20 protein-coding genes and 1 riboswitch are annotated in these 19,530 nt (G+C 43.5%); of the genes, 6 read left to right on the forward strand and 14 right to left on the reverse strand.

Features of this window, described 5'->3' with window-relative positions; all coding sequences use genetic code 11:
* Positions 1 to 3 precede the first annotated feature (3 nt).
* The gene (locus HED67_RS16635) at positions 4 to 186 is read right to left on the reverse strand and encodes a helix-turn-helix domain-containing protein (RefSeq protein WP_022250156.1); all 183 of its coding nucleotides are present in this window, start codon (positions 184 to 186) and stop codon (positions 4 to 6) included.
* Positions 187 to 419: 233 nt separating this feature from the next.
* Here HED67_RS16635 and HED67_RS16640 point away from each other — a divergent pair, with 233 nt between their 5' ends.
* Positions 420 to 941 (forward strand): helix-turn-helix domain-containing protein, encoded by a 522-nt coding sequence (locus tag HED67_RS16640; protein ID WP_221718950.1) that lies wholly within the window; start codon positions 420 to 422, stop codon positions 939 to 941.
* A 194-nt stretch (positions 942 to 1,135) separates the two neighbouring features.
* On the opposite strand, the gene guaA is transcribed toward HED67_RS16640, so the two are convergent.
* From guaA to HED67_RS16655, 3 genes are all read right to left on the reverse strand, one after another.
* Positions 1,136 to 2,677 (reverse strand): glutamine-hydrolyzing GMP synthase, encoded by a 1,542-nt coding sequence (gene guaA, locus HED67_RS16645; protein WP_221718951.1) that lies wholly within the window; start codon positions 2,675 to 2,677, stop codon positions 1,136 to 1,138.
* A gap of 421 nt (positions 2,678 to 3,098) precedes the next feature.
* Positions 3,099 to 3,461, reverse strand: coding sequence for a hypothetical protein (locus HED67_RS16650; RefSeq protein ID WP_221718952.1), 363 nt, complete (start codon positions 3,459 to 3,461; stop codon positions 3,099 to 3,101).
* Positions 3,462 to 3,578: 117 nt separating this feature from the next.
* The gene (locus tag HED67_RS16655; RefSeq protein WP_221718953.1) at positions 3,579 to 5,312 is read right to left on the reverse strand and encodes a class I adenylate-forming enzyme family protein; all 1,734 of its coding nucleotides are present in this window, start codon (positions 5,310 to 5,312) and stop codon (positions 3,579 to 3,581) included.
* A gap of 205 nt (positions 5,313 to 5,517) precedes the next feature.
* On the opposite strand from HED67_RS16655, the gene HED67_RS16660 reads away from it, so the two are divergent.
* Positions 5,518 to 5,691, forward strand: coding sequence for a hypothetical protein (locus HED67_RS16660; RefSeq protein WP_221718954.1), 174 nt, complete (start codon positions 5,518 to 5,520; stop codon positions 5,689 to 5,691).
* A gap of 309 nt (positions 5,692 to 6,000) precedes the next feature.
* Here the strand turns inward: HED67_RS16660 and HED67_RS16665 are convergent, their stop codons facing one another.
* The 4 genes from HED67_RS16665 to HED67_RS16680 all read right to left on the reverse strand — a co-directional run bounded on the left by HED67_RS16665 (position 6,001) and on the right by HED67_RS16680 (position 9,509).
* A complete protein-coding gene (locus HED67_RS16665) occupies positions 6,001 to 6,480 on the reverse strand; it encodes a flavodoxin (protein ID WP_221718955.1) in 480 nt (159 codons plus the stop codon).
* 127 nt (positions 6,481 to 6,607) lie between these two features.
* Positions 6,608 to 8,011 carry a hypothetical protein gene (locus HED67_RS16670; RefSeq protein ID WP_221718956.1) on the reverse strand — a complete coding sequence of 468 codons (1,404 nt, stop codon included), beginning with the start codon at positions 8,009 to 8,011 and terminating at the stop codon, positions 6,608 to 6,610.
* The gene (locus HED67_RS16675) at positions 8,008 to 8,403 is read right to left on the reverse strand and encodes a GntR family transcriptional regulator (RefSeq protein ID WP_221718957.1); all 396 of its coding nucleotides are present in this window, start codon (positions 8,401 to 8,403) and stop codon (positions 8,008 to 8,010) included. Before HED67_RS16675 ends, HED67_RS16670 begins: the two co-directional genes overlap by 4 nt.
* 110 nt (positions 8,404 to 8,513) lie before the next feature.
* Entirely contained in the window at positions 8,514 to 9,509 is a 996-nt protein-coding gene (locus HED67_RS16680; protein WP_221718958.1) for a quinone oxidoreductase family protein, read from the reverse strand.
* A gap of 194 nt (positions 9,510 to 9,703) precedes the next feature.
* Here HED67_RS16680 and HED67_RS16685 point away from each other — a divergent pair, with 194 nt between their 5' ends.
* On the forward strand, positions 9,704 to 11,188 hold the full coding sequence (locus HED67_RS16685; protein WP_221718959.1) for a C69 family dipeptidase: 1,485 nt from the start codon (positions 9,704 to 9,706) through the stop codon (positions 11,186 to 11,188).
* A 72-nt stretch (positions 11,189 to 11,260) separates the two neighbouring features.
* Positions 11,261 to 11,506, forward strand: coding sequence for a type II toxin-antitoxin system Phd/YefM family antitoxin (locus HED67_RS16690; RefSeq protein WP_221718960.1), 246 nt, complete (start codon positions 11,261 to 11,263; stop codon positions 11,504 to 11,506).
* A gap of 231 nt (positions 11,507 to 11,737) precedes the next feature.
* On the opposite strand, the gene HED67_RS16695 is transcribed toward HED67_RS16690, so the two are convergent.
* Together HED67_RS16695 and HED67_RS16700 are read right to left on the reverse strand one after the other, a co-directional pair.
* Positions 11,738 to 12,385 carry an SdpI family protein gene (locus HED67_RS16695; protein ID WP_246612281.1) on the reverse strand — a complete coding sequence of 216 codons (648 nt, stop codon included), beginning with the start codon at positions 12,383 to 12,385 and terminating at the stop codon, positions 11,738 to 11,740.
* The gene (locus HED67_RS16700; RefSeq protein WP_147322537.1) at positions 12,369 to 12,653 is read right to left on the reverse strand and encodes an autorepressor SdpR family transcription factor; all 285 of its coding nucleotides are present in this window, start codon (positions 12,651 to 12,653) and stop codon (positions 12,369 to 12,371) included. Before HED67_RS16700 ends, HED67_RS16695 begins: the two co-directional genes overlap by 17 nt.
* 267 nt (positions 12,654 to 12,920) lie before the next feature.
* On the opposite strand from HED67_RS16700, the gene HED67_RS16705 reads away from it, so the two are divergent.
* Positions 12,921 to 13,676 carry a nitroreductase family protein gene (locus tag HED67_RS16705; RefSeq protein ID WP_178441681.1) on the forward strand — a complete coding sequence of 252 codons (756 nt, stop codon included), beginning with the start codon at positions 12,921 to 12,923 and terminating at the stop codon, positions 13,674 to 13,676.
* Positions 13,677 to 13,692: 16 nt separating this feature from the next.
* Complete coding sequence (locus HED67_RS16710; RefSeq protein ID WP_221718987.1) at positions 13,693 to 15,033, forward strand: MATE family efflux transporter; 1,341 nt, start codon at positions 13,693 to 13,695, stop codon at positions 15,031 to 15,033.
* 324 nt (positions 15,034 to 15,357) lie between these two features.
* Here HED67_RS16710 and bsh read toward each other — a convergent pair whose 3' ends face one another.
* The 4 genes from bsh to HED67_RS16730 form a co-directional block, all read right to left on the reverse strand.
* Entirely contained in the window at positions 15,358 to 16,332 is a 975-nt protein-coding gene (bsh, locus tag HED67_RS16715; protein ID WP_221718961.1) for a choloylglycine hydrolase, read from the reverse strand.
* 13 nt (positions 16,333 to 16,345) lie between these two features.
* Positions 16,346 to 16,981: a thiamine phosphate synthase gene (gene thiE, locus HED67_RS16720; RefSeq protein WP_221718962.1), complete on the reverse strand. Its 636-nt coding sequence runs from the start codon at positions 16,979 to 16,981 to the stop codon at positions 16,346 to 16,348.
* Positions 16,968 to 17,789: a hydroxyethylthiazole kinase gene (gene thiM, locus HED67_RS16725; RefSeq protein ID WP_221718963.1), complete on the reverse strand. Its 822-nt coding sequence runs from the start codon at positions 17,787 to 17,789 to the stop codon at positions 16,968 to 16,970. The genes thiE and thiM overlap by 14 nt, the downstream gene beginning before the upstream one ends.
* Positions 17,790 to 17,922: 133 nt before the next feature.
* Positions 17,923 to 18,031: riboswitch (TPP riboswitch) on the reverse strand.
* Between the two features lie 77 nt (positions 18,032 to 18,108).
* Positions 18,109 to 19,494, reverse strand: a complete 1,386-nt coding sequence (locus HED67_RS16730; protein ID WP_221718964.1) for a sodium-dependent transporter — start codon at positions 19,492 to 19,494, stop codon at positions 18,109 to 18,111.
* Positions 19,495 to 19,530: the final 36 nt, after the last annotated feature.

Raw genomic sequence — 19,530 nt, forward strand, 5'->3', positions numbered from 1 at the left:
CTCTTACATTTCGCTGTAACATACTTTTTTGCGGAAATAATTGGTGTTTACTCTGCCAGCTACCGTAAGATAACCCAGCTTCTGCAATTCTTCATTTAGCTGTTTGACAATCTTATAAGCATAAGACTTGGAAACTCCCAGTTCCGCTGCAACTTCTTCTACTGTCATAAAAGTTCTGTTCGTCACATCGCATCTCTCCTTTCTATCTTAACGTAATTTGTTTAGGTTTCTACATTTGCATGATACTAAACATTTTAATTTAAGTCAAGTGATTTCATGCGAATATTAAATTCTTTTGTTTAAGTTCTTCTTGCCATCCAAAATTGCTCATGCTATACTGAACCTAAACAGAATTGTTTTATTTTCTATCATAATTAATTATGGCAACACGAATGACCACTATAAGGAGGCAAACAAAAATGGCAATCGGACAACGTATCAAATTTTTTCGCAACCGCAAAGGCATGACACAAAAACAACTCGGAGAACAACTGGGATTCAAAGGAAAAACCTCAGATGTCCGCATGGCTCAGTATGAATCTGAAGCCAGAGTTCCTAAAATCGATCTTGTAAAACAAATGTCTCAGATCTTCGATGTCAATACTCATGCTTTAACAGTGCCGGATATTGATACTCACATAGGTCTGATGCATACACTATTTGCACTGGAAGATATGTATGGGCTGAAGGTAAAAAATGTAGATGGACAGCCTCATCTTTGCCTTGACTCTTCCATATCGGCTCCCGGCTCATCTGTCGATGAAATGCTTCGTGCATGGATGGAACAAGCTGACAAATTGGAAAACGGTGAAATCAGCAAGGAAGAATATGATAAATGGAGATATAAGTACCCGGAACTGGATACTTACCAGAAACATGCCAAGGTACCATCTCAGGAATTGAGTGATTACCTCGTAAAAGAATTGACTAAAAAAGAATAATAAAAGAAGAAAATAGAAAAACCTTACCGATATTCAGTTTTTTACTTCTGAAAATCAGTAAGGTTTCTTTATATACGTTATGAAATAAAATTTTTATTCGCTGAATAACCACAAAATGTTGCCATTTTGTTGCCAGATACTAAGCAAATTTGTTTGAAACCCGCATAAATACTGGCTTTGTAAAATCGTGTGGATTATTCAAACTCAATAGTTGCCGGCGGTTTTCCTGTACAATCGTACATAACTCTGTTAACACCTTTTACTTCATTAACAATACGATTTGTAACCTTTGCAAGTACTTCCCATGGGAGCTGTGTAGCTTCTGCTGTCATGAAGTCACTTGTGTTGACCGCACGAAGTGCAATCGCATAATCATAGGTTCTGAAGTCGCCCATGACACCAACGGAACGCATATTAGTCAGTGCAGCAAAGTACTGGCCAAGGCCCTTGTCTACGCCTGCTTTGGCAATTTCTTCGCGATAGATGTAATCTGCTTCCTGTACGATCTTAACTTTCTCTTCGGTAACTTCGCCGATGATACGGATACCAAGACCAGGGCCAGGGAATGGCTGACGGTATACAAGGTACTCAGGAATACCGAGTTCCAGACCTGCTTTGCGGACTTCATCCTTAAAAAGCATTCTTAATGGTTCAATGATCTCCTTGAAATCGACAACATCTGGAAGACCTCCCACATTGTGGTGGGACTTGATAACAGCAGACTTACCGAGACCACTTTCGATCACGTCCGGATAGATTGTGCCCTGTACAAGGAAATCAACGGAACCGATCTTCTTCGCTTCTTCTTCGAAGACACGGATAAATTCTTCACCGATAATCTTACGTTTCGCTTCCGGTTCTGTAACACCCTTCAGTTTGTCATAATATCTCTGCTGTGCATTGACACGGATAAAGTTCAGTTCATAAGGACCGTCAGGGCCGAAAACGGCTTCTACTTCATCACCTTCGTTCTTACGAAGAAGACCGTGATCAACGAATACACATGTCAGCTGTTTGCCGATCGCTTTGGACAGAAGAACTGCTGCAACGGAGGAATCAACACCGCCGGATAATGCGCAAAGAACCTTGCCATCGCCGATTTTCTCACGGAGAGACTTGATGGTTGTCTCAACGAAAGAATCCATCTTCCAGTCACCAACGCATCCACAGACGTCATAGACGAAATTGTGGAGCATTTTCATACCTTCCTTGGTATGCATAACTTCCGGATGGAACTGGGTAGCGTATAACTTCTTCTCAGCACATTCCATAGCTGCAACAGGGCAGACAGGTGTATGGGCTGTAATATGGAAGCCTTCCGGTACTTCCTTGATATAATCGGTATGACTCATCCAGCAGACGGTTGTATCTGCAACGTCGTGGAAGAGGACAGAAGTTGTATCAACTTCAACATCTGTATGGCCATATTCGCTGACAGGTGCAGTTGCTACTTCACCGCCCAGTGTGTAAGCCATCAGCTGAGAACCATAGCAGATACCCAGGATCGGAATGCCAAGTTCAAAAATAGCCTTTTCATAATGAGGAGAAGTCTCATCATAAACACTGTTCGGACCGCCTGTAAAAATAATGCCCTTTGGATTTAAGGCCTTAATCTCGTCCAGTGTCTTCGTATATGGAAGGACTTCACAATATACATTACATTCTCTGACTCTTCGTGCAATTAACTGATTGTACTGACCGCCAAAATCGAGTACAATAACCATTTCTTTTGCCATGGTGTTCCCCCTGTATCTATAATTGAAATTTTAATAGTTGTGCATGCTTCATAATCATTCGCATAAATAAAAAATAATATAATATGAAGTGCGTTTTGACTAGATTTTACACTATTTAAGGTTAAAATACAAGAGTTCGGCAAGGCTTTTTCCAAAAACGGAAGAATTGACTGCTATATCATGAAAAAGACTGCTGCTCCATAGATGATCACTCATCCATTAGCCTGGTAAGATTCATCATGGCTCCCTTTCCAAAGTCTATTTCCCGCATACTATTTTACATTGAATCTATCTTTCTGGAAAGATAAGGGTTGATATAATTTCTCCTATTATCAAAGTCTGCTACCACCCAATTTATATGTGGGTATTCCGCATTATAGGTGTTGGACTAACTGCCCTGGCATACAGTGCCTTTATTTTCCTAGAAAAGAGTCTTCTCCTGTGGTACTTCATAGGCTGCACGATTGCCTCTTTCTATTCTGATAAAATCATCATCTACCTGTTCTGTATACCCCTTATCAGATTCGTTCTTTTTCCGATAAAGCATATACTGCAAATTCTCCCTGCATACCATACCGTTCAAATCCGCCGCAATCGGCAGAAATGCCCACAATCTAATATCATATTTCTCACCATCTACATCCAAAAAAATATGTTTCTCTTCTTCAATCTTCTCAATCAAAATCTGTTCGCAATCTATTTTAGCATTATCTAACACGTCCTCAACAAAACTTTCTATCCACTGATTTGGATTATCTACCTGTGTATTATTCACAATCTTCATGTGTTTTCCCCTTTTCATATGCTATTTTTTCTCCCCTCTATTATAACTGAATTTTCAAAAAAATAAAACGATTAAACTGCTTTATCTCAGTCTAATCGTTTTATCCGTTATTCTTCATTATTTATTAAATTTTCCTGCTTCAATATCCCGTGTCAGGCCAATACGGTTTGTCTTAAAGTGGAAAAACGGTCTCTCCGGAAGAGCAATAATATCAACAGGCTGCATGTACGCCTCAAGACTTTCCTTTACCTTTTCCCTGATATCATCTACCGTATAACCTTTATTCAAGACCACAAACAGGTACGGAACAAAACATCTGTGATGCTCCGGATCCGGGACGATCACAAAAAATTCATCATCTATCCCCTCTACCTCCGCATCTGCAAGAAGATTCTCCATAGGCAGTGTCGCCAGGGAACCTCCGCCGTATCTCGGTGCTTCACCTCTGGTTAATGCATAAATTGTTCCATCCTCTGTCATATAACCAATATCACCTGTGTGAAGCCAGCGGCTGCCATCTGAATGTATTTTGATTGTTCTTGCCGTCGCTGCCGGATCATCATACCCTACCATTGTTCCCGGTCCGCATTGGCAGATTTCACCCATCGTATTGTATGTCAATTCTTCATCTGTTCCCGGCTTAAAAATAGAAATGGTTGTAAACGGCATCGGTATCCCCACATTGCCGTCTTTGATCGGATGTGCTGTTAAAGGCAATGACATATTCGATCCCGCTTCACTGCATCCGTAGCCAGTCGTAAAACGTGCCTTACATTGATGATCCTCCAGGAATTTCTGTGCACGCTTCAGCTGATTATTGTTATAAGCCTCGCAGCCTGCACCTGCTGAAAATAAATGAGACATATCATAATCATCCGGGACACGGCCATTTCTCATCACAGTTTCAATAAACATCGGAATCAGCGGCCAGCAATTCGGACGATAATGCATCATTTCCAGATCTACATCTTCTGCCGCCACAAAAGGACTAAGTATCAGCAATTTATCTGATGCCAACGGCATCAGCAGCATCGCAACAACTACCGCCACCAAAGAAGGGGGCAGCTGTGTAACCATCCATGTCGGTCGGAATTCCGAAGATGCACCATAAAAATTCATCTGATGCATATTGCCGATCATCGTATGCGCGGAATGAATGACCTGCTTTGACGGACCCGTGGAGCCGCTTGTATAAGCCCTGAATAACGGTCTGTCAATGTCTTTCGGTGCCTCCACTTTCCCTGTAAACTGATCCCCGATTGCCATAAAAGCCTCCCAGGACATCGTATACGGACCGTATGCCGGATAATCTGTATAAAGAGATTCCAGATAATTCCAACAATAGTCCGGAAGCCCCGTTCTCATGGCGCTGCGGATCGAGCTTAACAAAACAGCACCTCTGATGCCGGCTTCCTTTCTGTAACGATTAAGTTCTTCATGAGAAAGGAAGTCGTGGGCAATGATCATCTTTGCACCTGATTTCTTAACAGCCTCTATATTCTCTTCAAGCGTATTGTCTCTGCACAAAACAGAGGCTCCTATTTTCTCCGCAGCAAGTAGCAGGTAAATAAATTCCGGAACTGCCCGCAAAAATATCGGTATCTGATCTCCCTCGACAAATCCGATGGCACGCAGCGATCTGGCAGCCAGATCCACCTGCTCTTTCAATTCTCTCCATCTGATGTCTCTGCCATAATAATGGATGGCCACAACATCATCTCCCGGACACCTTTCCATTAAATACTCATAAACTGTCTGTGCAGGAATTGTAAGTCCCTGAATCAGCTGCGGCGGATAGTACTTCATCCATGGTTTATCAATACTCGGTTTTCCTGTCACTTGTTGATTCATAACATTTTCCCTCATCTTTCTATAAGATGAAGTCAGTTTAACACGAAAATAAATGAATAGGATTGAATCATCTTCAACAAATATTTTTATGCATCTAACTCAGATTTTAATTTCAAAATTATCGAATTAATATGGCAAATACTGATAATATCTGATAGAATACTTAAATGTACGTTAAGATTAATTTAATTTTCGGAGGCCGCAAATGAACCTTATTATTTTGCTCTTGATCATATTTCTCCTGATGATCTTTCTGACCAGTTTTTTCCTGACCATGAAAAAGCGCCTGATCGGATGTCTCATGCTCCTTATTATGATGGCCGGCAGTGCAGCGCTTTCCTATCTTTTGATCATCGGTGGAATTACATTACCGATTTAATAGCTTTTCATATGAACCATACACAACAAGATGAAACACGCTTTGCGAGTTTCACTCGTTATCGCAATATTCGGCTAGGCTTCATGCAAGCATGAGCTTTGCCTCATTATCCGCGTAAACTATGAGAAACACGCTCCGCGAGTTTCTCAAGTTATCGCGGCCTCTACACTCCGTTTGGCTCGTTGCTCGCGTAAATAAAAGGGGGATATCGTATACTTCTGTACGATATCCCCTGCTTTTTATTCACTCTGGCCTTTTCTTATCCCCTACAAAAATTCATGGATAATAATAAGCTTCTCTAAAATTGTTCTACAAATTCAGGCTCTGTACCCAAGCTTTGACATCAGCCTCAGATACCTTGCCGTTGAGCATCCGCCCATTTTCAACCTTTGCTCCAGGTACGATTTTCTTCACCCCTTCAGCTGTCTTACCAAGACCGCTGCCTCCGGATGTTGCGAAGAGAATAATTCTCTTGCCTGTGAAATCATAGCTCTCCAAAAATGTATCAATGATGCTCGGTTCACGATACCACCATACCGGGAACCCGACGAAAATATTCTGATACTGTTCCATATGTTCAACTTTGCCGTTGATGGCCGGTCTTGATGACGGGTCATTCATCTCAACGGTACTTCTGCTTTTCTTGTCCATCCAGTTCAAATCAGCTCTTGTATAAGGAACTTCCGGTTTGATCTCATACAGATCAGCCCCTGCTGCCTGTGCCAGAATCTTTGCCGCATTGGCGGTTACACCACTTGCTGAAAAATAAGCCACTAATGTCTGACTCATATTGATGCCTCCCATTCTTTTCTATTCTTGACTTTAATCAATATTTCTATTCAGTATTATAGTCCTTTTTAACTGCAATATCAATGATCTGACCTTCATTCTATTACAAAAGGCACTTCACTCCCGGCTATTGTTTCAATTCCTGATACCATTTCTCTGCTTTTCCCTCTTCCTGACTGTTAATAAAAACCGTATACTCCGGCATCTTAATCTCAAGTATCGGCGTCACATCCAACGTCACATACATCTGACATTTGCCGGCCTCTTTGCCTTTAAATTTACCCAGATACTGCTTACCGTCGGCTGATCCGTTAACTTTATAGAAATTATCATCCGGCAGGGCATCCAAAAGCTGTACCTCTTCTATCTCATCTCTGTCAAATGAAATATTCGAGTACCCGGATGTAACGGTCACTGTAGTATCCGTCATCTGCATGCGCACAGGTGTAAAATCAATCTTCAAAAGCCACAGACAAAATCCTGCCATCATGACGATCAGCAGCCCATAAGTAATGCCTGTTATGACTTTCCCTGCCGTCCTGCCTAAATTCACGGTATAATTCATACTGCTGTAGCGGTCCTGTATAAACAGCCGTCTGTCATCCGGATTGCTGTACCAGCCATTTCGCCAGTAATAATCGTCATCAATATACATCGGTGCTGTATCCTGCTTCAAAAGTGCCTCTTTCCGGCGCCTGATGATAAAAAAGAGTACAATTATCACGATTCCCGCCGCCGATTCAAAAAGCGCATACAACCCCAGCCAGCTCCAGTCCATCCATTTGCCTGATAGCAGCGTCCCGGCAATTGGCCAGAAAGCCAGTGAATTACAAATACTGCTGGCCAGAAAGCCAACGGACGTCATACGTTTCTCTAAACAATTTACCTGAAAATTGATATCCGAATGTTCACTGTAAATCTTATTGCCCATTTTGTCGTAAAACAAAGCTGCTCCCAACAGGCAGCCACAGACAAGTAAACAGCACACAAAGATAATCCAGCTCTCTGAATTGATAGCCATGGCATGCCAAAGCCCCGGTATCACCAACGGCCCACAGAGCACAATCAACGGCAGCGCATGACAAATCATCGGCACTGCCATTTGGGCTGTTCTGGCGGCTGTCTTTGTATCCACGGCACTTGTCACCTGCTCTTCTTCTGATGTCGCCTCATACCAGCCCTTTTGCATCTTCAATTCATACATATGCCGGTGTGTCTGCCAGACTTTGCCCATAACACCGATGAAAAAGGCCGTCATCCACACAGTCCATGCAATAAAAAAGATGGACATATACCACATTCCCAGAAAACAAATCACCGTTCCAATGGCAAAATGCCAGCGATAAAAAGCCTTCATCCATGACTGATATTTTTCAATCATCGTCTTCACTTCCGGCAGTTCCGCTGCATCACCCGGCACATGAACACCAAATAGCATTCCCTGACGATAGGCCACTTTGCAGCTGTAAACCATCTTCGTAACCCCCACCATCAGCCAATCCGTCAATATCATAATGATCGTTACTATCATTCCGGCACCATCTCCATTTCCTCAAAAATGTGCTGGCAGAACTGTATAAACTGTCCCTTATCCATTCCGCGGATTTTGGCTTCCGCAGTCAGAAGCTCCAACTCATCCTCCAATTTTTCCTCAAAAGCAGCCTGCTGCGTGGGATATTCTTCCTCCGGTATACAGACGACGCTGCCCTTTCTCCGGTCCGTCTCTATAAATCCTTCTGCTTTCAACAGCTGATAGGCTTTGCTCACTGTCATGGCATTCACTCCCAGGTCCGCCGCCATCTGACGCACTGTAGGTAGTATCTCTCCCTGTTCAAGTTCTCCCTTGCCAATGCCTTTAACAATCTGATTGCGCAACTGCAGATAAATCGGTATCTCTGACCTGGAATTTATTTTGATAATCATATTCCTTCTCCTCCTTCTATTTGTATTATACACCGCAATACAAATAATACAAGAAAAAGATTATCAAAATCTTTCCGACTCTGATAATCTTTTCAAATTCTTTATTATTTTCATTCCTCTACATGCAGAATGAGTTTGCCCATAATCTTCAAACCATCCATCAGTTCATGAGCCTTCCTTGCCTCTGACAACGGCAGATCCATATAAAAATGTGGTTTTATTTCACCCGAGATAATCCGATCCATACAGATCTTCCGAATCTTTGCCAGACGTTCCGGCTTATCATCATATATATGGAAAGAGAATGAACGAACGGCCGATGCATGACTGGACTGTTTGATAATTGTATCGAGCTGATCCAGTTCTGGACTGCCATCCAGCCAGTTATAAATGACAATCATACCAAAATCCGCCAGATATTCGAACTGACTTGCAAAACGTCTGCCCACCAGCTGATCAAAAATCAGATCCACCCCACGGTCTCTGGTGTAATCCATAATAACTTCTTTGGCATCCTGTTCCTTATGATTAAACACACACTGTGCTCCCAGAGACTTAATGTAGTCGCATTTTTCCTGGCTGCTGGCAGAAGCAATCACTTCAATTCCCTGCAAAAGAGCTGTCTGGATAACCGCTGTGCCGACACCGCCTGCAGCCCCATAAATATAAATAGACTTGCCATCCGTGCCTTTTCCGATTTCATTCAGCAGCGCATAGGCCACCATATAATTCAGAAATCCCGGTGCATACTTCAACGGAAACTGATCCGGAAATACCGTCACAAACTTCTGCGGTACAGCAATATACTCCGCATAAGCGCCATATCCAAGACCGCTGTTGACACAGACTTGCATGCCGGGTTCAATCCCCTTTACATCTGAACCCACTGCCTCCACAATACCGGCACATTCATTGCCCACAACCAGCTTCGGCGGCTTTGCCTCAAGAAACGGACAGATACCGCTTCTCATAATATAATCCGGCTTTCCCACGCCAATATAAACATTCCTTACAAGAACTTCATCCGGCCCCGGCACCGGCTTCTCAATGTCGGTGTAATAAATCTCCTCCGGTCCTCCGAATCTGTCAATCACTGCTGCTTTCATCAAATTCCTCCTTTGAAAATCCCCATATTCCATCGTGACTACGGGCTTATCACAACTTAATAAAAGTATACATTAAATCTTCCCTGCCATGCAACGCTTTTACTATTCCGATTCCTTATAATGACTGTACGAACCATTCTAAAAGTGGTATCATTCTTATAGTTGCAATAACCTAACACAAGGAGGAATTATAAATGGCTTGTACTACAATTCTTGTCGGCAAAAAAGCGTCCTATGACGGCTCTACCATGATTGCCCGCAACGACGACTCACCATCCGGCAGATTTACCCCAAAGAAATACGTGGTGGTTCACCCTGATGAACAGCCCCGCAAATACATATCTGTCCTTTCCCATGTGGAAATCGACCTTCCGGACAATCCGATGCGTTATACCGCTGTACCCAACGCCCTTGAAGGCGATGGTATCTGGGCGGCCAGCGGCGTCAATGAAGCCAATGTGGCCATGACAGCCACAGAAACTATTACTTCCAATCCGAGAGTTCTGGGTGCTGATCCACTGGTTGTCTATCAGCCGGCCAAAGATGAACAGGAAGAGGTTAAAGGCGGTATCGGCGAGGAAGATATTGTATGCCTGGTTCTGCCTTATATTCGCAGTGCCCGTGAAGGTGTCAAACGCCTCGGCAGCCTGCTTGAACAGTACGGCACTTATGAAATGAACGGCATTGCTTTTCAGGATGCGGAGGAGATCTGGTGGCTTGAGACTATCGGCGGTCATCACTGGATGGCCCGCAAAGTGCCGGATGATGTCTATGTAATCATGCCAAATCAGCTTGGTATTGACCAGTTCAATCTGGAAGATGCTTTTTCCGAGCAGAAAGAATATATGTGTTCTGCCGATTTGAAAGATTTTATTGAAAAATACCATCTGAATCTGGCTATGGACGGCGTTCTCAATCCGAGAGATGCTTTCGGCAGTCATGACGATTCTGATCATGTTTACAATACCCCACGTGCATGGTATATGGGTCGCTGCCTGAATCCGCACACATGGCGCTGGGACGGTCCGGCTGCAGATTTCACACCATATTCCGACAATATTCCATGGTGCATGGTGCCTGAAAAGAAAGTCACCGTTGAGGATGTGAAATATGTCCTCTCCTCCCACTTCCAGGGAACACCATACGACCCTTATGCCGGATACGGGGAAAGCAATATGCGGGGTGCCTACCGTTCCATCGGCATCAACCGCAATGACTTTATGTCCCTGATTCAGATTAACGATAACCGTCCTGATGACATCAAAGCTATTCAGTGGCTTGCATTTGCTTCCAACGCTTTCAACGTGATGGTGCCGTTTTATGCCGATATCGAGACAACTCCGGATTATCTCTCCAACACCACCGGTGAAGTCTCCACAGACAACTTCTACTGGTCCAGCCGAATGATCGCTGCTATGGCCGACGCTTCCTATAAGAAATCTGTCTTCCATATTGAGCGTTATCAGGAACATGTCCTGTCCAAAGGACACGAAATCATCAACCGTTATGACGATATGATCCAGAACGAGGCAGATACGGATAAACATCTTGCATTAAAACATGAAGCGAATCAGGCTGTCGCTGATATGCTGAAAGCAGCCACTTCTGATACATTGGGTAAGGTGCTCTATGAACTCAGCAATGAGATGAAGAATGCTTATTCCAGGTCGGATGCTTAATTTCGTACGATTTAATTGATATTTTCGTTCGTTTTTGTTGTAATAATATATATCAATCAAAGGAGGAGTATCATGACTATTACTGCTACCGAATTAAAAAATAGCCTTGGAAAGTATTTAACTCTTGCCGCCACTGAAGATATTTTTATTACCAAAAACGGTAAAACAATTGCCAAACTCACATCTCCCTATCAAAACAAATTAGATACGGTAGATGCTCTTTTTGGTTCTATCCCAGATACAATTACATTTGAAGAAGCACGAAAGGAGCAATTCTGGAATCTATTGAAAAATGATGATGTCAATGATATCTATTAATTCTCTGCTCAGTATATCTTGAATAATTTTGGAATGTTCAATCTGGCACGCAAAAAGCTGCACCTGCAGATACATTCATTCTTTAAAAGAATTTTCTGTCTGCAGACGCAGCCTTTTTATAATTTACCCCGATAGTTTTCAAACTGATGAAATACGCCAAGTATATTGACACAATCATCATTGATATCAAAAACTATAATATTTTTGTCTGTCCATTTTCAATCTGATTCTCTATCCCATCTTTTTCCTGTAAAGCAGATACGAATACACCGCAACTGGAATCGTTGCCAGAAGGATCAGAGCTATCGTTACAATTTCAAACTGAGCAATCGGCAAAAATCCAACTATGATCTCCAAAACACCGCACAGCATCCAAATCTTTCCTGCAAACCGGTGCGTTCTATCCCAGTTCTCCGTATCACTCAGTGTCCATGGCAGCTTGATACCAATTGTATAATTCTGGCGGCATTTCGGCAGATAGTTACCGATGACAATGAATATCACACCGAGCAGCAGATTGGCCATAAAATTGATATTCACCCATGGCCAGTTCAGAGCCGTACCATAAATCGTAACCCCCACAAAAACAGAAACAACAGGGCAAATCCAAAGCACCAGTCGATAAATCTTACTGCTGATATTTTTCCGTCGTGGATCAACGCTTGTAATAATGGCAGCGAACCAATGGCAGGCGAATATAACAAGATAAATAAATGTCACGCCCCACAATTTGCTCTGGTAAGAATCAGCTACGCCTTCACTATTAAAATGCACCGGTATCTGTTCCGGCAACTGATGCCACAGAAGCAGCCCCACCAGTACAGGCAGTAAAATAATCAGACTTGTAATCATTAAAATACGCTTATTCTCCTTGATCATCAGAAGAACCTCCCTTCAATTCCGAAAGCCACAGCATTACTTCCTCTACGACAGAAGTGTTCAGCGTGTAATAAATATAATTCTTCTCCTTCGTCTCAAAAATAAGCCCGGCTTTCTTCAAAATATTCAAATGATAGGAAATCGTCGCTCCCGTCATATCAAAATGCGAACCGATCTCTCCGGCAGACATCCGTCCTTCCCGAAGCAGCATCAGGATATCCCTTCGCACAGAATCAGACAATGCCTTGAATGTCTCAGCAAATCCCATAACCACCATCCTTTTTACCATTTAAAGCTATTTAGAAATATTTCTAAATACAGTATATATCCGTCGCCCTTCCCTGTCAATAGCTATTTAGATATTTTTCTAAATACTAGTCTTATTCTTCTTTTCTATGGAGAAGTTACAAATAACTGTTGTAGATTCAATAATAGATGTGCGATAATAGATTTTAGAGTCCAATTGATGCTTATCTGATCATTCGGGCTCAGACTTATTATAACTATATTTATCATAAAAGAGGTTTTTGGAAATATGAATGAAATCATTAATGCGCTTTATCAAAGGAAATCCGTCCGGGTTTTCACAGATGACCCTATCACAGATGAAGATAAGAAACTGATCCTGACATCCGCCATCCAGGCGCCATCCGCCGGATGCCAGCTGCTCTACACCATTCTGGATATCACCGATCAGATTAAAAAAGATCGTTTAGCTGACCTTTGCGATCATCAGTCTTTCATTGCCGCAGGGCAGATGGTACTGATTTTCTGTGCCGACTGTCAGAAATGGGATGCTTTCTATAAGGAGGCCGGGATCTCACCGCGCCGTCCCGGTGCCGGTGATCTGCTCCTTGCTGTGGAAGATGCCATGATTGCTGCGCAGAATGCAGTTGTTGCAGCTGAAAGTCTCGGCATCGGCTCCTGCTATATCGGCGACATTATGGAGAATGTCGAAGAAATCCGGACACTGCTGGCACTCCCGGAATATGTCTATCCAGCCTGTATGCTTGTATTCGGACATCCCACAGCGCAGCAACAAAACCGTACGAAACCATCCCGTTTTGATCTGAGTGATATTGTCTGCGAAAATGCTTATCAGGCAAAAGAAAGCAGCGATATCCGCCGGATGTTTGCAGGCCGCACCGGTCTTCAAGGCTATGATGCCTGGATGCAGGCATTCTGCAATCGCAAATATGAATCTGCTTTTTCAAGAGAAATGAACCGTTCCATGGAGATTTATCTGAAACCATTTTTAGAAAAGGAAGGAGTCTCCGACCTTGAAAAATAATAAATTTGAAATTGATATGTGCAATGGCTCCATCATGGACAAATTGATTTCTTTTGCCCTGCCGCTGATGGTATCCAGCATCCTGCAGCTGATGTTCAATGCTGTTGATATTATTGTCATCGGCCGTTTCAGCGGCAGCCAGTCATTGGCCGCTGTGGGTTCCACAACCGCACTGATTGCCGTATTTACCAATCTGTTTATCGGTATTTCCCTTGGGGCCAATGTTCTGGCAGCACGCTTTTATGCTGCCGGAAGGCACAAGGAAATGTCCGAAACTGTTCATACAGCCATCACCCTGGCTTTGATCAGTGGTATCCTGATGGCGGTAATCGGCCAGCTTTTTGCCCGAGGTGCCCTTGAACTGATGGCAACCCCGGATGATGTCATCAATCTGTCATCCCTGTATCTGCGTATTTATTTCCTGGGCATGCCGTTTTTCATGCTATACAACTATGGCGCAGCAATATTGCGTGCCGTCGGTGATACCAAAAGGCCTTTATTTTTCCTGATCATATCCGGATCCGTCAATGCCATCCTGAATCTGCTCCTTGTCATTGTTTTTCATCTGGATGTGGCCGGTGTCGCTATTTCGACAGTTATTGCACAGATGATCTCATGTACCCTTGTCCTGACCTGTCTTTACCGTTCCGACAGCAGTTACCAGCTTCGCTTTTCAAAGCTGAAAATCCAACCCCTGTATATGAAACAGATTTTTCAGGTGGGTGTTCCTGCAGGTATCCAGAGTACCGTCATTAACTTTTCTAATGTACTGCTGCAGTCCTCTGTCAACTCTTTCGGTTCGACAGCCATGGCCGGTTACACCGCCGCCAACAATATTTTCGGATTTATGTACGTTTCCGTCAATGCCGTCACACAGGCCTGCATGAGTTTTACCAGTCAGAATTACGGTGTCGGCAAGTGTAAGCGAATGGACCTGGTACTCCGGGACTGTATGATTCTGTCCGTTTCCGTATCGCTCATCATGGGCATCCTTGTCTATGTTTTCGGACCGGAACTGCTGCACATTTACACTTCTGAAGAAGATGTTATCCAATGCGGTATGGAAATTCTTACCTACACCACCCTGACTTACTTCTTCTGCGGACTGATGGATCTGTTCCCGGGTGCCCTGCGCGGTATGGGCCATTCCACTGTGCCAATGATCCTGTCCATTGTAGGAACCGTGGGCTTAAGAATCGTATGGATTTTCCTGCTGTTCCCGCACAACCGATCACTGGATTTCCTGTTTATTTCCTACCCGGCTTCATGGATTCTGACATTTATCATGCAGATCATCTGCTTCTACTTCGTAAGGAAAAAAGTTCATCGGGAATTAAAAGCACATTTTGCCGTTTAAAATAAATGTAACTGTTCAGAGCTAACCTCCAAAATGCTACGCATTTCGTCGGTGTGGCGTATCCGCCAAATAAAATTTCAAAAACAGTCTTAAAAATGCAAGCATTTTATACCTGTTTTTTGAAATTTTGCTTGGCTCTGAACAGTTACAAATAAATACATATATCCTCTCTTCACCATACTTTCGGTAAAGAGGGGATACACTCTTTCATCATTTTTTTATCGTATTATTTTTTATTATAGCTTATATGGTACTTATTGATTTTACGGGATATCGAAGACTGATCAACTTTTTCTAATCTTTAAAACGACAGCTCCCTGTTTTTTAGTTCTGAATCAAAATTTTTTCTTCCTGCAGCATCGGATAGCGCACCAGCATCTCTCCATTCAGATTTTCTTTCTGCATATCCACAGCTGTAATCTGATGATTCGTATAAGTTGTATAATAATAAATACCTTTGCTGACATTCATGCAAGCCGTGTAAATCGTTATTTCATAATGACCTTCGGACACTTCGCAGCAGCCTCTCTGCTGCTCCACCGATCCCATAATATGAAAGACCTGATTGACACTTTCTACTTCAGAGTTCCCGGATAAAGCATTCATTTTCACAAAAGCCGCACGGACAAAACGTGAAGAGGAAGACAAGTCACCCGGCAATCCAAGAGCACCCATGCCCCTGCTGTAACTGCCAAGATCCAATTTGTCCGAAAAGTTGTTGGATGGCTGTTTCGGTGACAGTGCCATATAATCATTCAGCCTGAAAAGCTGCTTGTCAAAGGGCGGATTATTCGTCATCACACCCACCGGATTATCATAAATATGCAGGCCGTCTTTCATACACTCCATGGTAATAGCCTCATTGGCATCCGCGATCAGCCAGTGAAGCTGGGCATTTGGAAACTGCGGACTGAAAACCGTATCCACAATATTCAACGTCTCAACCAGATTTCTCACATCCGCCACACTGGCACACTGCCCCAACAGCCATGGAATCAGCTCAAATACTGCAATATTATCCTTGTCATCCATCGGCTGACCATAAGCAGCATTCCCCACAAAATTCAAACCCGCCATAGCAAGTCCCTTTTCATTGACACCTTCATAATAAAGGGGATAATTCTCTGCCACGTGGGCCATACCGATCATCGCATAATGATCCTCAAGCACCGCACCATGTTTGAAATGGAAGGGATAGTATCTCGGTGTAATGGTGATTTCTTCACCATAGGAAAACTCGTAATCCAAAGTTCTTCCCATGTAAAAATCTTTTGTTTGATAAGTTGCCGCTGTACACATGCAACTGCCTCCTTTATACGATTGCTTCAACAGCTGCCTTCAAAGCAGCTGTTGCTTTCTTAATATCTTTCTGTGCATAAATGGCACTGATGACTGCCACACCGTCAATGCCGCTGCCCGCCAGTTTGACAACATTCTCCTGTGTAATGCCTCCGATGGCTACAACAGGAATGGATACAGCCTCACAGATGGCTTTTAATGTGTCATAGGAAACTTCTGCTGCATCATCCTTGGAAGTTGTCGGAAAGACTGCACCGACACCAAGATAATCGGCTCCGTGCTTCTCAGCCAGAATAGCCTGCTCCACAGTCTGTGTTGAAACACCGATGATCTTGTCCGGGCCTAATTTGGCACGTACATCTCCGGCTTCCATATCACTCTGCCCCACATGAACACCGTCTGCATTCATGGCAACGGCGATATCCACATTGTCATTAATGATAAATGGTACTTTATATTCCTTACAGAGTTTCTGCAGTTCTTTGGCTTCTTCAAGGAAATGAGCCTCATCCAGTGTCTTCTCTCTCAGCTGAAGAAATGTCACACCGCCATCCAGACTTTCTTTGACCACTTCATATAATGTCCGCCCATTTAACCAATGGCGGTCTGTAACTGCATACAATAACAAATCTTCTTTAGCGCACTTCATATTTTGCCCCCTTATCTAAAGTTGATACATCCATATTGTAAACTGCATCGATAATACGGTTACGGTAAGTAGAGTTACCGTCGCCTTCCTGCATTCTGCTCCATCCAATCTCACCTGCAAGACCCATGGTGCATACAGCAGCAGCTGCTGCTTCCAGATGATTGTCCGGATTCGCCACCAGAAATGCTGTCATCATGCCGGACAGCTGACAGCCTGTACCTGTAATCTTACCCATCTCCGGTCTGCCGTTGCGAATCACATAGCATTTCTCACCATCGGACACAAGATCAATAGCACCTGTAATGGCGACAATGGAACCGGATTTTGCGGCAAACTGCTTGACGAACTGAACTGCCTGATCCAGTGTTTCCTCAGTTACAACATCTGCTACATCCGCGTCCACACCCTTTGTGGTACCGCTTCCCAGGGCCAGTGTCTTAATCTCGGAAATATTGCCTCTGATCACCGTCAGTTTCAGCTGTTCCATCAGCTGAACCGCTGTATTCGTACGAAGGGCCGATGCACCGGCACCTACAGGATCCAGAAGGATTGGATGATTCAATTCATTCGCTTTCCTTCCTGCACGGAACATACCTTCAATACTGCTCTTTGTTAACGTGCCGATATTGATATTCAGGCCGCCGCAGATGGATGTGATATCTTCCACATCTTCCGGCTCCGCAGACATAATCGGGCTGCCGCCGCAGGCCAGCAGTATATTAGCTACATCATTGACTGTTACATAATTCGTAATATTATGAACAAGCGGAACATTCTTTCTCACATTCTCAATACAATTTCCAAGCATTTTCTTACGCTCCTTTTAATCTTTGCTTCATTTTCCGAAATTATTCACAAGTTTTCTACCTGAATATCCGGAAAACAAATAACGGATATGCCCCGAAAGACATATCCGCATCAAAATTCTCATTCGCTTTATGCGACGGTGTGCATACATATCCCTACGTTGGCATGATCCAAATCAGGTTATGGGTCCAGGCGGCTCAGCCTGTTCTCAGCCTGCTCCGGCAGACTCCCCGCTGTCACACTCTATTATAGCGTTATCACACTGTATTTGCAAGGATAACACAATAAAACTCCATCTCCGGATGGGCATTCAGTTTTTTCTACATGCTGATAATACCTAAAACGTTGGCAATAGAGCTGAGCAGGATAACAATCAGACAAATCGGTGCCAGATATTTCAGAAAGAAATTATACAATTTCTTTCTGCCAAACTTGGATGACTGTTCGATTTCCTTCGCAATCCTGTCAAAGCCAACCACTTTGATCACAAGGAAACATGTAGTCAGCGCTGCCAGCGGCATCATAACTGAATTCGTCATAAAATCAAAGAAATCAAGGAAATTCATGCCGAATATCCTGATGAAATCAAGGACACCGTATCCAAGAGATGATGCACTGCCGAATACGATCATCACAATTGCCATCAAGAAACTGGCCTTACCGCGGCTCCAGTGCAGCTCATCCATGAATGTGGAAACGCTTGTCTCCATCAGCGAAACAGCACTTGTCAGTGCCGCCAGTAATACAAGCACAAAGAACAGAATACCGGCACCCGTTCCGATGCCCATGCTGGCAAAAACCTTCGGCAATGTAATAAACATCAGAGAAGGACCTGCCTGCAGCGTCTCCGGATTACCGCCTGAGAAGGCAAAAACCGCAGGAATGATCATCAGACCTGCAAGAATCGCAATACCTGTATCAAAAATCTCAATCTGTGTGGTAGTCTGTTCAAGGTCGATATCTTTACTGATATAAGAACCATACGTATATAAAATACCCATGGCAATGGAAAGCGAATAAAACATCTGTCCCATGGCAGCTACAACTGTCATCCATGAGAAATGTTCAAAATTCGGAATCAGGAAATACTTCACACCCTCAATGGCCCCGGGACGGGTTACAGAGTAAATCGCCACAATGATCGCCAGCACCACAAGAACCGGCATCATAATTCTTGACATCAATTCAACACCGTTCTTGACACCTCCGAGAATAATGATAAACACCAATGCTGCAAACACAATGAACCAGAGTTCTGCCTGCCAGGAATCTGCAATAAATGCTGAAAAATAACCGTCTTCCGCTACAACCTGCACCTTACCGCTGAGATACGCCACCAGATACTTAATGACCCAACCTCCAATGGTGCTGTAATAAGGCACGATCAACATCGGAATGACTGCATTCAGCCAGCCACCGATCTTAAATGGTGCCGTTTTGCCAAAGAAGGAAAAGGCTCCCACCGGGCTCTTCTTCGTCATACGTCCGATCGCCGTTTCCGACATGATCAATACATACCCAAAAGATACTGTCAAAAGAATATACACCAGCAGAAAAATTCCGCCGCCATACTTTGCCGCCAGATAAGGGAAACGCCAGATATTACCAAGGCCGACCGCTGAACCGGCAACTGCCAGAACATAACCGATCTTGCCCGAAAAGCGCCCTCTATGGCCACCCTGTTTTGTTTTTTTGTCGTGATCCATGATACACCTCATTAATGTTTCTTTCTTTAATATTTA

The organism is Pseudocoprococcus catus, from assembly GCF_019734885.1.
Lineage (GTDB): Bacteria > Bacillota > Clostridia > Lachnospirales > Lachnospiraceae > Coprococcus_A > Coprococcus_A catus.